Origin of the sequence: Streptomyces sp. NPDC002779, from assembly GCF_042888685.1 — a bacterium.
Classification (GTDB): Bacteria; Actinomycetota; Actinomycetes; order Streptomycetales; family Streptomycetaceae; genus Streptomyces.
Genome location: NZ_JBIAQC010000001.1, coordinates 886,730 through 900,756, shown reverse-complemented (window position 1 = coordinate 900,756; position 14,027 = coordinate 886,730). Strand labels below are relative to the sequence as shown.

Below are 14,027 nucleotides of genomic sequence, written 5' to 3'. Positions count from 1 at the left end.
GTGTCCGGCTGCCGCCCTGGCCCGGGCGGCGGTGGGGAGCCGGTCACCTGGAGGAGGACGCTAAACCTGGGTGTGCCGGGTGGGTGACGCCTTGTGCGGAACTGCCATGAGCGGATCATCGGGTGACCGCATGTGACCGTGATCCGCGAGCGGGGCGGTCGCCTTCACGCTGAGCGATGACCGAAGTGGGGGTTTCCGAGGCGGGTGAGGGCGGCGGGGTGCTATGGCGCGCATATATGCATGATCCGCCGCGTGGGGAAGACGGGCCGGTGCCGAGCGCTCCGGAGGCCCGGTGTCAGGCGTCCCGGAGGCCCCGGATTAGGCTCCGGCCTCATGGACGTACTCATCCATCTCTTCGTCGGCCTGCACATCATCGGCATCGCCGCCCTGCTGGGCGGATTCCTCACCCAGCTGAAGGCGATGGGCCAGGGCACCGCCCGGTTCGTGCCGGCGATGCTGCACGGCGCGCTGACGATGCTGGTCACCGGGGTGATCCTGGTCGGGCTCAACCAGGCGGACGACCAGACCGTCGACAACATCAAGATCGGCGTGAAGCTGGCCCTGCTGATCGTGATCCTCGGGCTCGTCTATGTGAAGCGGGACGACGAGAAGGTGGACAAGGGCCTGTTCGGCATGGTGGGGCTGCTCACCACGGCGAACGTCTTCATCGCGGTGCTGTGGACGTGAGCCCGGCAGCGTCCCGGGCGGCGGACGCGGCGTAGGCCCGCTCCTCCCGCACCGCCCCCGCGGCCACGGCGAGCCAGGCCGCGACCGCGATCCACAGCAGGACCTCCCCGGGGGTCTGCAGCCAGGGGACGTCCACCGCGGCGGCGACCGACAGGGTCGCCGCCGCGGTCATGCCCAGCGGGAACACGGTCGCCCAGCGGCGGACGTCGTAGCGCGGCCGCGGCCGGATCACCTCGGAGGCGAGGAGTACGGCATACCAGGCGAGGTCGAGCGCGAGCACGCCGGCGGTGACCGTGCGCAGGACGTCGTCGGCGTCGTCGTTCCACAGGTACAGGCGCGCGCTGTCGGCGCCGATCAGCTTGGACCCGGCGAGCGCGGAGATGGCCATCGCGCCGCCCGCGACCCACTGGTCCCCGGCGCCCTCGACCACCTGGCGCGGATCGAAGCAGGCCAGGGCGACGGCGTAGAGGACGAGACCGAGCCAGAACAGCACCAGCGCCGCGTGCGCGAGCCAGGCCGCCGACTCCGCCGCGGCGAGGGTGGCGCCGAGTACGGCGAGGCCTTGCGTGGCCACGCAGCCCAGGAACACCGCGCCGGGCATACCGCGGTGCCAGTGGCGCACGACGACACCGAGCAGGCCCGCCCACAGCAGGGCGGCCGCCGCCAGCAGGGCCCCGGCCAGGACCTGCCATCCCTCGGCGGAGAAACGGGTGCCGAGCACGGCCGTCGCCGCGACGGCGGTGAGCGCGGCGGGGGTGCCGGCCTCCTCCCGCCAGCGCCGCGGCTGCCGCAGCAGCCGTACGACGAAGTCCCCGGCCAGGCCCAGCCAGGCCGTGCAGCCCACCGCCAGGGCGATCAGGGAGAGGATCTCGTGCCCGGTGAGGTGCAGGCCGACCGACACGATGCCGGTCGCCATCACCGCCGCCCCGGCCGCCGGAGGACGCAGCGCCCACCAGGCGCGAAGTGAGCGGAGCGCGAGGGAGCCGGACATGCGCCGATGCTAAGGAGCGCGGCGCGGCCGGCGAGGGGGCACGCGCGCGTGGGCGGGGAAACGGGGCACCGAATCACCCCCGCGCGCGTGCCGCGTCGATCAGGCCGGCCGGACCACGCTGTGGATCGAGCCCTCGCCGTCGTAGTAGACCGACTCCTCGCGGACGTACGTGCCGGGCTTCGGGGCGTGGATCATCATGCCGTTGCCGATGTAGATGCCCACGTGGGTGACGTCGTCGTAGAAGAAGACGAGGTCACCGGGGAGGGCGTTGGCGAGGGAGACCGTCGTGCCGGCCTCGACCTGGTCGTACGTGGTGCGCGGCAGGGAGATGCCCGCCGCGTTCCAGGCGGCCTGGGTCAGCCCCGAGCAGTCGTAGGAGTCGGGGCCCGTGGCGCCCCAGACGTACGGCTTGCCGATCTGCGCGCGGGCGAAGGCGATCGCCTTCTCGGCCTTCGTGGCGTAGGAGGAGTCCGCGGTGGCCTCGGAACCGGTGCTGCCGGTGGAGGTCTCCGTCGCACCGGAGGAGGAGCCGCTCTGCTGCTGGGCCGCCGCCTTTGCGGCCTCCTCGCGGCGCTGTTCCTCCGCCGCCTGCTGATCGGCCAGCTCGGCGGCCTTGCGCGCGGCCTCCTCCTGGCGCTTGCGCTCGATCGCGGCGAGCCGCGCCTTCTCCTCCGCCGTCAGCTGCGACAGCAGCTCCCGCGCGTCGGCGAGCTTCTTCTGGACCGTGGACTTGGCGGTCTTCAGATCGGTCTGCGACTCGTTCAGCGTTTGGAGGCTCTCGGTGGCCTCCTTGCGCTTCTTCATCGTCGCCGACTGCTCGGTGATGTAGTCGTCGACCGCTTCCTTCTGGCGGCCGGTCATCCGGCTCATCAGCTGGGTCTGGTCGAAGTAGTCCTGCGGGGTATCGGCGAGCAGGAAGGTCGCGGTGTCGGGGGCGGCGGCGCCGGTGCGGTACTGGGCGGCGGCGAAGGACCCGAGTTCCTCCCGCGCGTCGTTGAGCTTCTGGGTGCGCTCGGCGACGTCGTCGAGAAGGGTGTCGACCTGCTTGCGCTGCTTGGTGGTCCGCTCCTTGGCGGCGTTGTACTTCTCGGTCGCCGTCTCCGCCTGCCGGTAGAGGTCGTCGACCTTCTTCTCGACCTCTTCGAGGCTCGGCTTGTCGTCCGTGGCCGGGTTGGCGTTGGCCGTCTGGGACAGCAGGGCCACGGAGGTGAGGGCGGCCGTGGCAAGGGCGGGGGTCCGTATGCCTGCTACGCGCGTACCCGCGGGACGCGACTTGCGGTGCGACGCCAAGGGAGGCGACTCCTTCCAATGGTCCGCCTACCGAGTTAGCTGTCGGGTTCGGGCGGGTGGTTAGGAAGGGTTGCCCTACGACCGTGTCCCGTGCGGGAGTCGGGTCGATTCACCCCAATGTCGGTGGGTCCCCGGCTCGGCTGCCTGGGCGGCAGCGGACTCGGCGGAGGCCGCGCGGCCCGGCGAGGTTCGCCGGTGGGGGTCGTACGGCCTGTGCGGCACGGTAGCCAACTCGTGTGGCGCCTGTGAAGGTTGATGGGTGATATGCCCGATACATTTTCGTGACCTTGGGTCAGGGCATCGGCCGTCGTGATCGATCTGGCCGGATCTGCGGCGACCTGTCCGTCGGCCGGCTCCCGTCCGACGCTGTGACCAAGGTCTCCGCCGCAGGTGTACGGGGGTGAAGGTCCCCTGCCCGGCGGGCGCGACGCGACGATCCCCGGCCGCCGATCCGGGGGATGTTCTCAGGGCGGCGGCGGGCTGTCAGTGGGGAGCCCTAGACTCGGAGAGCGATGAGCAGCCTCTTTGACGACAGCTTCCTGGCGGACCTCCAGGCCCCTCGGGCCCATGCGGAGGAACCCCCGCCGCCGCCCGAGGACGATCACGCTCCGGAGTCGGTTCCGGACGATCTGTTCGGCGGGAAGTTCGACGTGCCCCCGGACCGGGACGCCTACTACCGCGACGGCGCCCCGCGCCCGGCCCTCGACGCGGCCGCGCTCATCGAGGGGCTGAACGAGAACCAGCGCGCGGCCGTCGTGCACTCCGGCACCCCGCTGCTCATCGTGGCCGGAGCGGGCTCCGGCAAGACGCGCGTGCTCACCCACCGCATCGCCCATCTGCTCGCCGCGCGGAACGTGCACCCCGGGCAGATCCTCGCGATCACCTTCACCAACAAGGCCGCGGGCGAGATGAAGGAGCGCGTGGAGCAGCTCGTCGGCCCGCGGGCGAACGCGATGTGGGTGATGACCTTCCACAGCGCGTGCGTGCGGATCCTGCGGCGCGAGTCGAAGAAGCTCGGCTTCACCTCCTCCTTCTCGATCTACGACGCCGCCGACTCCAAGCGCCTGATGGCCCTGGTCTGCCGTGACCTGGACCTCGACCCCAAGCGCTTCCCGCCGAAGTCCTTCAGCGCCAAGATCTCGAACCTGAAGAACGAGCTGATCGACGAGGAGGACTTCGCCGCCCAGGCCTCCGACGGCTTCGAGAAGACCCTCGCCCAGGCCTACGCGCTCTATCAGTCCCGCCTGCGCGAGGCGAACGCGCTGGACTTCGACGACCTGATCATGACGACGGTCCATCTGCTGCGCGCCTTCCCGGACGTCGCCGAGCACTACCGCCGCCGCTTCCGGCACGTCCTCGTCGACGAGTACCAGGACACCAACCACGCCCAGTACGCGCTCGTGCGCGAGCTGGTGGGCACCGCCGAGCACCCCGTCGACGTACCGCCCGGCGAGGACGACCTGCAGCCCGCCGAACTCTGCGTCGTCGGTGACGCCGACCAGTCGATCTACGCCTTCCGCGGCGCGACCATCCGCAACATCCTCCAGTTCGAGGAGGACTACCCGGACGCGACGACGATCCTGCTGGAGCAGAACTACCGCTCCACCCAGACGATCCTCACCGCCGCCAACGCCGTCATCGAGCGCAACGAATCCCGCCGCCCCAAGAACCTGTGGACCAACGCGGGCGCGGGCGCGCGCATCACCGGCTATGTCGCCGACACCGAGCACGACGAGGCGCAGTTCGTCGCCGACGAGATAGACCGCCTCACCGACGCGGGCGACGCGAAGGCCGGCGACGTCGCCGTCTTCTACCGCACCAACGCCCAGTCGCGCGTCTTCGAAGAGGTCTTCATCCGCGTCGGCCTGCCCTACAAGGTCGTCGGCGGCGTCCGCTTCTACGAGCGCAAGGAGGTCCGGGACGTCCTGGCCTACCTGCGCGTGCTCGCCAACCCCGAGGACTCGGTCCCGCTGCGGCGCATCCTCAACGTCCCCAAGCGTGGCATCGGCGACCGTGCCGAGGCGATGATCGACGCCCTCTCCCAGCGCGAGAAGATCAGCTTCCCGCAGGCGCTCAAGCGCGTGGACGAGGCGTACGGCATGGCCGCGCGCTCCACCAACGCCGTCAAGCGGTTCAACACGCTGATGGAGGAGCTCCGTACGATCGTCGAGTCCGGCGCCGGACCCGCGACCGTCCTGGAGGCGGTGCTCGAACGCACCGGCTACCTCGCCGAGTTGCAGGCCTCCACCGACCCGCAGGACGAGACCCGGATCGAGAACCTCCAGGAACTCGCCGCCGTGGCCCTGGAGTTCGAGCAGGAGTCCGGCGAGGGCGAGGCGACCGGCTCGCTCGCCGACTTCCTGGAGCGGGTCGCGCTCGTCGCCGACTCCGACCAGATCCCCGACGAGGCCGAGGACGGCTCCGGCGTCATCACCCTGATGACCCTGCACACCGCCAAGGGCCTGGAGTTCCCGGTCGTCTTCCTCACCGGCATGGAGGACGGCGTCTTCCCGCACATGCGGGCCCTCGGCCAGACCAAGGAGCTGGAGGAGGAGCGGCGCCTCGCCTACGTCGGCATCACGCGCGCGCGGGAGAGGCTGTATCTGACCCGCTCGTCGATGCGCAGCGCGTGGGGGCAGCCCTCGTACAACCCGCCCTCCCGCTTCCTGGAGGAGATTCCGGCGCAGCACGTCGACTGGAAGCGCACCGGTGCCACCTCGCCGGTGTCCTCCGGGCCCGCGTCGGGTGTGGCGGCCTCGCTGTCGTCGTCCCGGTCGCGCTCCTCGGCCTCCGGCGCGTCCGGCTTCGCCACCCGGCGGACCTCCGAGCAGCCGGTCGTCTCGCTGGCGGTCGGGGACCGGGTCACGCACGACCAGTTCGGGCTCGGCACCGTGACGGCGGTCAAGGGCACGGGCGCCAACGCCGAGGCGACGATCGACTTCGGCGACAAGCCGAAGCGGCTGCTGCTGCGCTACGCGCCGGTGGAGAAGCTGTAGTCCCGCTCGTCCCCCGCTGCTGAACGGCGGCGGGGGACTGCCGGGGAGTTACGACGGTTCGAGGCCGTGGCTGCGCAGCCAGGCCAGCGGGTCGATAGCCGACCCCCCGCCCGGGCGGACCTCGAAGTGCAGATGCGGGCCGGTCGAGTTGCCGGAGTTGCCGGAGAACGCGATCTGGTCGCCGGCCTTCACGGCCGTACCGGAGGCGACCTGGTACGTGGACAGGTGGCAGTACCACGTCTCCGTGCCGTCCATCGCGGTCACGATCATCATGTTGCCGTAGGCGCTGTTCCACTGGGTGCGCACGGTGCCGTCGGTCGCGGCCAGCACCGGAGTGCCGTACGCCACCGGGAAGTCGATGCCGGTGTGCACGGACATCCAGTTGATGCCGGCCTGGCCGTAGTAGGCGCTGAGCCCGTGCTGGGCCACCGGCAGCGCGAACTTCGGGCGCAGCCGCTCCTTGCGGGCCGCTTCCTCGGCCGCCTTCTTCCGCTCGGCCTCCTGCTCGGCCTTGAGGTCGATGCGCTCCTGCGTCCGGCTGGCCCGGTCGGCGAAGTCGTCGGCGCCGGCCGAGAGGCTCTCCAGCTGGGTGTCCAGCATGTTGTTGGCCGTCGAGGGCTTGACCGCCTGCGCGTCCGACGCGGTGGCCGTGGTCTCCTGCTCGTCGGGCGTCAGCGTGCCGACGGAGGCGGCGGCGATCCCGGCCACGCCCATGACACACGCCGACGGCACGGCGATGGTCAGCAGCGCGGAGCGCTTGGCGGGGGGACGGCGGCGGGAACGGGACGCGGTGCGGGCGGCGGCGCGGGAACCCGGAGCGGGGGCACTCTCCTCCTCGTCGTCGAGGAGGGGGGTCACGTCGGGGATCTCGCCGGTGTCGCTCGACTCGCCCTCGCCCGGGGCGGGTTCCTCGTACGAGGTCTCGCGGTAGGACGTCCCGTCGTACGACGCTTCCTCGGCCGCGACCTGCTCGAAGGTCGCCGTCGGCTGCTGGTCGAACGACTCGGCCCGGTGCTCGTAGTCGTCGGACCCGGTGGCGGCGCCGTCGGAGTTCCACTGCGTGGCGTCGTAGGTGCCGGTGTCGAAGGTCTGCGTGCCCCAGTCCCAGTGCTGGGTCCGGTCGGCGGGGCCGCCGGACGGGTCGGGCTGGAGCCAGGCGTTGGCGTCCCACTGGCCACTGGCGTCGGGGCTGGTGGCCTGCGGCGGAACGCCGGGCAGCTGCTGGTGGCCGGCCGACCAGGCGGTCGTCTCGTAGACGCCGGTGTCATAGGCGGCGTGGTGCTGGGCCGCGTACGCGTCGTAGTGCGGGGTCTGATGGCCGACCGTGGCCCACTGGCCCGAGTCGTAGGCGCCGGTGCTCTCGCCCGGCATCGAGCCGAACAGCGGGTCCGTGTCGAACGTCCCGGTGGGCTGCGGAAATCCGGTGGCGTCGTAGTGACCCTGCGTGGTGAAGTCGTCGTACTGGGCTTCCTGGGTGCCGTACGACGCGTAGTGCGCCGAGGCGGCCTCGGAGGCCGGAGCCGGGGTGGTCATGATCCCCGACGGGTGACGGTCGTTCACCAACTTCTCTTTCGCCTCGACAACAGGGGCTGCCAGAGCAGTGCGGCGACTGTACCCGGCGGTATGCGGGCGCGACAATCTTCGGCAGGTTTCACCTTTCCCGGAAACGGGCATTCGGCCGTGTTTCGGGGGACAGAGGGCGCGACTTTGGCCTTGTGTTCGAAGATTGTTCGAGACTTCCGCCGGATCCGGGTCGGCTCAGGCCACCGTCAGACCGCCGGCGCGGGCGATTTCGGCTTTCGTCCAGTCGGTGTCGAGTGCCTGCCGTATCCCGACCGCCACGGCCGGGTGCACGGGCAGGGCGAGATGTCCGACCCCGCTCACCCGCACGTTCCGCGCCGACAGGTCGGGGTGGTCGATGCAGGCCGTCTCCAGCGGGTCCATCAGATGGTCGAGGTCGCTCCAGAAACTGACGAAGTGCGTTCGGCAGCCGGGCGCGGGCCCGGCCAGCTCCTCCAACACCACCGAGCCGGGGCGCATCTGGCGGACGATGGGATGCGCGTTCGCCAGCGGCGCCACGCGGGTGCCCGAGTGCGGGGTGCCGAGGGTGACGAGCGTCCGCACCCGGAGGTCACCGCCGAGCCGCTGCACGTAGTAACGGGCGATGAGGCCGCCGAGGCTGTGTCCGACGACGTCCACCCGGCTGCTGCCCGTGCGTGCGCAGATCTCCTCGATGTGCCGGCCGAGCAACTCGGCCGCCGTGCGGATGTCGCAGGTCAGCGGCGAGTAGTTGAGCGACTCGAGTTGCTGCCTGCCGTGCTGGGCGAGGCTGCGGCGCAGCAGCACGAAGACCGAGCGGTTGTCTATGAAACCGTGCAGCAGCACGACCGGGGGCTTCGCCTCCGCCGGCAGCCGGGGGGTGTCCGCGGAGCCCGGTGCGGGGAGGGGGGCCCTGCGCTCCGGGGAGATCCCGGACGGATAGAGCAGGAGGTGTCCGGCGAGGATCGCGATCTCGAGGGCGGTGGCCTTCAACAGCGCCATGGACAGTCCGGTCAGCCGGCTCGGGAGGAGCCGCTGACAGAGCGGGAGAAGGGGCAGCACTGCCTTGGTGACCGTCATGGCCGACCTCCTGTCGGCACGCCCGAGGACGTCTGTGTCCCCCGTGTGCCCTCATGGGAGGTCGCGCCGAGGCCGGCCGACGGTGCGCGAGCGGGCCGCGCGGGGCGGGGGCGGCGTGTGACGTCCATGACGCCGATGACGTGACGAGACTCCCTGCCGGTGTGGCGACGAGGCTCTCCGCTGTCGTGCCGTACCTGCCCTGCGTGCTCCTCGTGCCCTCGCCGACCCGCCGCACCCCCATGCCGCGCGGCCTGCGGCGCGGTGGTGCGGCGATCTCGTCGCGGCTCCCGTTGCGCGGGTTCCGGCCGTGGCCCGGCGGCCGCGTGTGTCCGCGGTCCGTGAGCCGCAGAGGGTCGGAACGGTGCGCGGCGAACGTGTCCCACCATGTGATTTCCCCCTCGGTCTCCACCGTGAAACTGCGGGGTGCGCGATGCTGGCGATAACGTTCGTTCACTTCCCCGGGCGCTGTGGCGCGGGGCGTCCGTGCCACGGCGTGTGCGGCGTGTACGGCGCGAGTGATGTGTGCGGTACTTGACGGTACGGATGGATGTAGTCGCTTCATGGAGGCAGTGATGGGTGTGGCAGCCGGTCCGATCCGCGTGGTGGTGGCCAAGCCGGGGCTCGACGGCCACGATCGCGGGGCGAAGGTGATCGCGCGGGCACTGCGCGACGCCGGTATGGAGGTCATCTACACGGGCCTGCACCAGACGCCCGAGCAGATCGTCGACACGGCGATCCAGGAGGACGCCGACGCGATCGGTCTGTCGATCCTCTCGGGCGCCCACAACACGCTGTTCGCCGCGGTGATCGCCCTGCTCAAGGAGCGGGACGCGGAGGACATCCTGGTCTTCGGCGGCGGGATCATCCCCGAGGCGGACATCGCGCCGCTGAAGGAGAAGGGCGTCGCGGAGATCTTCACCCCGGGGGCGACCACGCAGTCGATCGTGGACTGGGTCCGCGCGAACGTGCGTCAGCCGAGCGTCTCCGGAGGCTGAGCGGTTGTTCCGGCGCGGGCGGGCGGGTCGCCGGCCCGCGCGGTCCCGCTCAGCTCCTCCAGCATCGCCGCCCGCAGCCGCAGGGTCGTGACGAGCCGCTGGAACGCCTCCGCCCAGTATCCTCCGGCCCCCGGCGAGGCGTCCTCCGTCTCGTCGGGCACCGCCAGCAGGCCGTCGAGACGGCTCGCCTCGGCCGGGTCCAGACAGCGCTCGGCCAGCCCCATCACGCCGCTGAAACTCCACGGGTAACTCCCCGCGTCCCGCGCGATGTTGAGCGCGTCGACCACCGCCCGCCCGAGCGGCGCGGCCCACGGCACGGCGCACACGCCCAGCAGCTGGAAAGCCTCGGACAGCCCATGCCGCGCGATGAAGCCGGCCACCCACTCGGCCCGTTCGCCCGGATCCAGCGTGCCCAGCAGCTTCGCCCGCTCGGCCAGTGACACCGCTCCGGGCCCGCCCGCCTCCGGCGCCGACGGCGTCCCGAGCAGCGCCCGCGCCCACTCGGCGTCCCGCTGCCGTACGGCCGCCCGGCACCATGCCGCGTGCAGCTCGGCCTGCCAGTCGTCCGCGACCGGCAGCGCCACGATCTGCGCGGGCGTCCGGCCGCCCAGCCGCGCGGGCCAGCCGCCGAGCGGTGCCGCCTCCACCAACTGTCCGAGCCACCACGACCGTTCCCCGCGTCCCGCCGGAGCCTTCGACACCACACCGTCGCGCTCCATGCTCGGATCGCACTCGTGCGGTGCCTCGACCGTGATCGTCGCGGTGGCCCCGGTGTGGTCCACGGCCACACACGCCCCGGCCCGGACCGCCATCCGCCCGGCCAGCGCCGAGTCGGGCAGCGCCGACAGCAACTCGGCCGCCGTCGCCCGCACGTTGCGGCTGCGGTCGGCCAGCGCCTGCTCCAGGAACGGCTCGTCCGACGGGCCGAGGCCGGTGCGCAGCGAGTCCAGGAACATCAGCCGGTCCTCGGCCCGCTCCGTCGCCCAGGTCGTCGCCAGCAACTCCCGTGCGGCGGCGGGCTCCCGCGCCCGTATCGCGGCCAGCAGGGCGACGCGCTCGGCGAACAGGCCCTCCTGCCACAACCGCCGCACCCTCTCCCGCTCCTCGGGGCGGGGCAGCGCCGTCCCGCCGCCGGGCGTGGCGCGCAGGGCGAACCGCCAGTCCGGGTTCAGCCGCGCCAGCCACACCGCGCGGGTGCCCGCGAAGCGCAGTGCCGCCGGCCGCAGGTCCGTGCGGCCCCGGGCCGCGTCCAGCAGGGCCGGCAGCAGCTGCGGCGGCGCCGCGTAGCCGTGGGCGTTGGCCGCCGTCAGCCACTGGGGCAGCAGCTCCATGAGGTCCGGCGCCGTGCCTCTGCGTCCGCCGCCGGTACCTCCGCGGTCGGCCAGCAGCAGCGCCAGCCTGCGGGCCGCCGCCGGGGGCAGCGCGGGACGGGTGTCCGCGGGCGCCGGCTCGGGACGGGCCGCCGCGCGGGCCGGGAGCAGGCCCGCCCTCCGGCGCACGGTCTCCAGGGCCGCCGCGTCCAGCAACGCGACCGGCGCCTCCCGGGCCGGGTCCGCCCCCGGCGGGGTGCGGCGATCGGTCCCGAGGAGGGCAGTGGTGACGAGCTCTTCCCAGGCAGACGCGTCCGGGGTCCTGTTCACGAGGGTCGTCCCTTCTGTGGGGTGCTGCCGGGTGGCGGGCTGGGGGTGCGGCGGGGGCGGATCAGCACAGCTGTATCGCCTTGCCTGGTCCTTGCCGTCCGGCTGCGGGCGGGGTGAGGCCGTAGTCGTCCTGAGGTGTGTCGGGGGCGGATCAGCACAGCTGTATCGCCTCGCCCGGTCCTTGCGGCCATGCCGCGAGCGGGGTGAAGCCGTGGTGGCCGCATTCGCCGAAGACCTTCACCGGTTCGCCGCCCGAGAGGGCGACCAGCTTCCACAGGCCGGGGCGGGACCGGGCCGTGGGGGTGAGCGGCAGGGCCGCGTCGGTGTCGGCGTCGGCCAGCTGCCAGGACTCGCCGTCCGGAGTCGGTATCACCCGCTCCAGCGTCACCGGGACGGAGTCCAGCCAGGGGTCGTCCCGCAGCGCCTCCCCGTAGCGCGCGGCCGCCTGCGCCGTCGTCACCCCTGCCGGGCGCAGAGAGGTGGGCACGGGTGCGGCGAACCGCTCGCCCAGGGAGGCCCGCAGCTGACCGGCGCCCGGATAGGGGGACACCTCCGCCTCCAGGGCCAGCCCGACCGGGAGCGCCGGCTCAGGGGCGCGGCCCGCGGCGCCGTAGGACAGGAGGAGGGCGGTGCGGGCCGAGTCGGCGCCGTGGAGCCAGATCCGGCGGGTGGTCAGGCGGGCGTCCGCCGTGTCGTACTGGGCGAGGACCAGCCAGCGGTCGCGGATCGGCGGGCCCTCGGGCGAGGCGGGCAGACCGATGCGGGAGCGGACCGTCGCCGCCAGGGGCTCCGGCAGCCGCTCGCGGTGCAGCCAGCCCTGGTCCAGCAGGTGGAGCAGCGCACACTCCTCCAGCAGCCGCACCGGCCAGCCGGGTCCGGACGACGGGATCGCCCCCAGCTCCCTCACCCGTGCCGCGAGTCCCGACGCCTGGGCGTCGACCATGCGGGCGGCCGTCTCCTCCCACAGCCCGTACCCCGCCTGCTCCGCGCCGGCCAGTCCGCCGCGCAGCAGATCCGCCAGCCGCTGCTCAAGCTCCGTCGCCCCCGCGGTGACCTTCTCCGCCCGGCGCTCCGCCCGCCGCCGCGCCGCCTCCGGATCGGCCGAGCCGGACGAGGAACCGGAAGCGCCCTCCGCCCGCTGCTGCTCCGCGCGCTTCCTTCTCCCCTCGGTCCACTCCCGCGCCCAGTCCGGCGGCTGCCCCTGCGGCACGGCCCCGTCCCCGCCCGCCCACAGCAACAGCAGCCCGAGCGCGTGCTTGCACGGGAACTTCCGGCTGGGGCAACTGCACTTGTACGCGGGCCCTGACGCGTCCGCGATGTCGACGACCGTCTGATACGGCTTGCTGCCACTGCCCTTGCACAGCCCCCACACCGTCCCCTCGTCGGTACTGCCCGCCTCGGACCACGGCCCGGCCGCGCCGAGTTTGCTGCCCGCTTTGCGTGACGCGGTGTCAGGCGCGAGTGCCAGCACCTGCTCCGCGCTCCAGCGCACCCCCTGCTGAGTCATGCCATCGAAGGTAGATCCCCCCACTGACAATCGGTCCGGCGAGCGCGTTTGCGCAGGTCGGAACCGATTGTCAGTGGCGTGGTGCACGGTTGGTGACAGATCCGAACCGGCCGAGCTGGAGGGGGACTTCGCCATGACCGTGTCCGTGGACCCGACGACCGAGACAACACGCGAGAGCGCACCGACCGAGCCGTTGCGACCGCACGCCGAGGACGCCTTCGCGGCCGAACTGTCCGCGCTGGCCGCGCAGGACGACCGTCCGCGCCCGGCCCGCTGGAAGCTGTCGCCCTGGGCCGTGGCGACCTATCTGCTCGGTGGCACCCTGCCGGACGGCACCGTGATCACTCCGAAGTACGTGGGACCGCGCCGCATCGTCGAGGTCGCCGTCACCACCCTCGCCACCGACCGCGCCCTGCTCCTGCTCGGAGTGCCCGGCACCGCCAAGACCTGGGTGTCCGAGCATCTGGCCGCGGCCGTCAGCGGCGACTCGACCCTGCTGGTCCAGGGCACCGCCGGCACCCCGGAGGAGGCGATCCGGTACGGCTGGAACTACGCGCAGCTGCTCGCGCACGGCCCGAGCCGGGACGCGCTGGTGCCGAGCCCCGTCATGCGGGCCATGGCGGAGGGCATGACGGCCCGGGTCGAGGAGCTGACCCGGATCCCGGCCGACGTCCAGGACTCGCTCATCACGATCCTGTCCGAGAAGACCCTGCCCGTCCCGGAGCTGGGCCAGGAGGTGCAGGCCGTCCGCGGCTTCAACCTCATCGCCACCGCCAACGACCGCGACCGCGGGGTCAACGACATCTCCAGCGCCCTGCGCCGCCGCTTCAACACGGTCGTGCTGCCGCTGCCGGAGAGCGTCGAGGTGGAGGTCGACATCGTCTCCCGGCGCGTCGACCAGATCGGCCGCTCCCTCGACCTGCCGGCCGTGCCCGACGGCGTCGACGAGATCCGCCGGGTGGTGACCGTCTTCCGCGAGCTGCGCGACGGGGTGACCTCCGACGGCCGGACCAAGGTGAAGTCGCCCAGCGGCACCCTCTCCACGGCCGAGGCGATCTCCGTCGTCACCGGCGGCCTGGCGCTGGCCGCCCACTTCGGGGACGGCGTCCTGCGGCCCGCGGACGTCGCCGCGGGCATCCTCGGCGCCGTGGTCCGCGATCCGGCCGCCGACCGGGTCGTCTGGCAGGAGTACCTGGAGGCGGTCGTCCGCGAGCGTGACGGCTGGACCGACTTCTACCGCGCCTGCCGGGAGGTGAGCGCGTGACCGCCTGCTGGAGGCTCCGCACGCAGGACGACGACACC

At 72.5% G+C, this 14,027-nt stretch carries 10 protein-coding genes and 1 riboswitch; of the genes, 4 read left to right on the top strand and 6 right to left on the bottom strand.

The genetic code is table 11. The annotated features are described in order from the left end of the window. Positions 1 to 333 precede the first annotated feature (333 nt). Entirely contained in the window at positions 334 to 687 is a 354-nt protein-coding gene (locus ACFYW5_RS04035; RefSeq protein WP_389415355.1) for a hypothetical protein, read from the top strand. Here the strand turns inward: ACFYW5_RS04035 and ACFYW5_RS04030 are convergent. Beyond that, a complete protein-coding gene (locus tag ACFYW5_RS04030; RefSeq protein WP_389415354.1) occupies positions 665 to 1,678 on the bottom strand; it encodes a tellurite resistance/C4-dicarboxylate transporter family protein in 1,014 nt (337 codons plus the stop codon). The genes ACFYW5_RS04035 and ACFYW5_RS04030 overlap by 23 nt on opposite strands. A gap of 99 nt (positions 1,679 to 1,777) precedes the next feature. After that, a complete protein-coding gene (locus tag ACFYW5_RS04025) occupies positions 1,778 to 2,968 on the bottom strand; it encodes an NlpC/P60 family protein (RefSeq protein WP_389415353.1) in 1,191 nt (396 codons plus the stop codon). A 7-nt stretch (positions 2,969 to 2,975) separates the two neighbouring features. Beyond that, positions 2,976 to 3,129: riboswitch (cyclic di-AMP (ydaO/yuaA leader) on the bottom strand. A 351-nt stretch (positions 3,130 to 3,480) separates the two neighbouring features. On the opposite strand from ACFYW5_RS04025, the gene pcrA reads away from it, so the two are divergent. Beyond that, positions 3,481 to 5,964, top strand: coding sequence for a DNA helicase PcrA (pcrA, locus tag ACFYW5_RS04020; RefSeq protein WP_389415352.1), 2,484 nt, complete (start codon positions 3,481 to 3,483; stop codon positions 5,962 to 5,964). A gap of 48 nt (positions 5,965 to 6,012) precedes the next feature. Here the strand turns inward: pcrA and ACFYW5_RS04015 are convergent, their stop codons facing one another. Together ACFYW5_RS04015 and ACFYW5_RS04010 are read right to left on the bottom strand one after the other, a co-directional pair. After that, positions 6,013 to 7,638, bottom strand: coding sequence for a M23 family metallopeptidase (locus ACFYW5_RS04015; protein ID WP_389415351.1), 1,626 nt, complete (start codon positions 7,636 to 7,638; stop codon positions 6,013 to 6,015). An 84-nt stretch (positions 7,639 to 7,722) separates the two neighbouring features. Further along, entirely contained in the window at positions 7,723 to 8,583 is an 861-nt protein-coding gene (locus tag ACFYW5_RS04010; protein WP_389415350.1) for an esterase/lipase family protein, read from the bottom strand. Between the two features lie 572 nt (positions 8,584 to 9,155). Here ACFYW5_RS04010 and ACFYW5_RS04005 point away from each other — a divergent pair. Continuing rightward, entirely contained in the window at positions 9,156 to 9,578 is a 423-nt protein-coding gene (locus tag ACFYW5_RS04005; protein WP_186281212.1) for a cobalamin B12-binding domain-containing protein, read from the top strand. Here ACFYW5_RS04005 and ACFYW5_RS04000 read toward each other — a convergent pair. Both ACFYW5_RS04000 and ACFYW5_RS03995 read right to left on the bottom strand, forming a co-directional pair. Continuing rightward, the gene (locus ACFYW5_RS04000) at positions 9,554 to 11,218 is read right to left on the bottom strand and encodes a DUF5691 domain-containing protein (protein WP_389415349.1); all 1,665 of its coding nucleotides are present in this window, start codon (positions 11,216 to 11,218) and stop codon (positions 9,554 to 9,556) included. The two genes, ACFYW5_RS04005 and ACFYW5_RS04000, sit on opposite strands and share 25 nt — an antisense overlap. A 151-nt stretch (positions 11,219 to 11,369) precedes the next feature. Next, positions 11,370 to 12,725 (bottom strand): SWIM zinc finger family protein, encoded by a 1,356-nt coding sequence (locus ACFYW5_RS03995; protein WP_389415348.1) that lies wholly within the window; start codon positions 12,723 to 12,725, stop codon positions 11,370 to 11,372. A gap of 133 nt (positions 12,726 to 12,858) precedes the next feature. On the opposite strand from ACFYW5_RS03995, the gene ACFYW5_RS03990 reads away from it, so the two are divergent. Next, entirely contained in the window at positions 12,859 to 13,989 is a 1,131-nt protein-coding gene (locus ACFYW5_RS03990) for an AAA family ATPase (protein ID WP_389415347.1), read from the top strand. Positions 13,990 to 14,027: the final 38 nt, after the last annotated feature.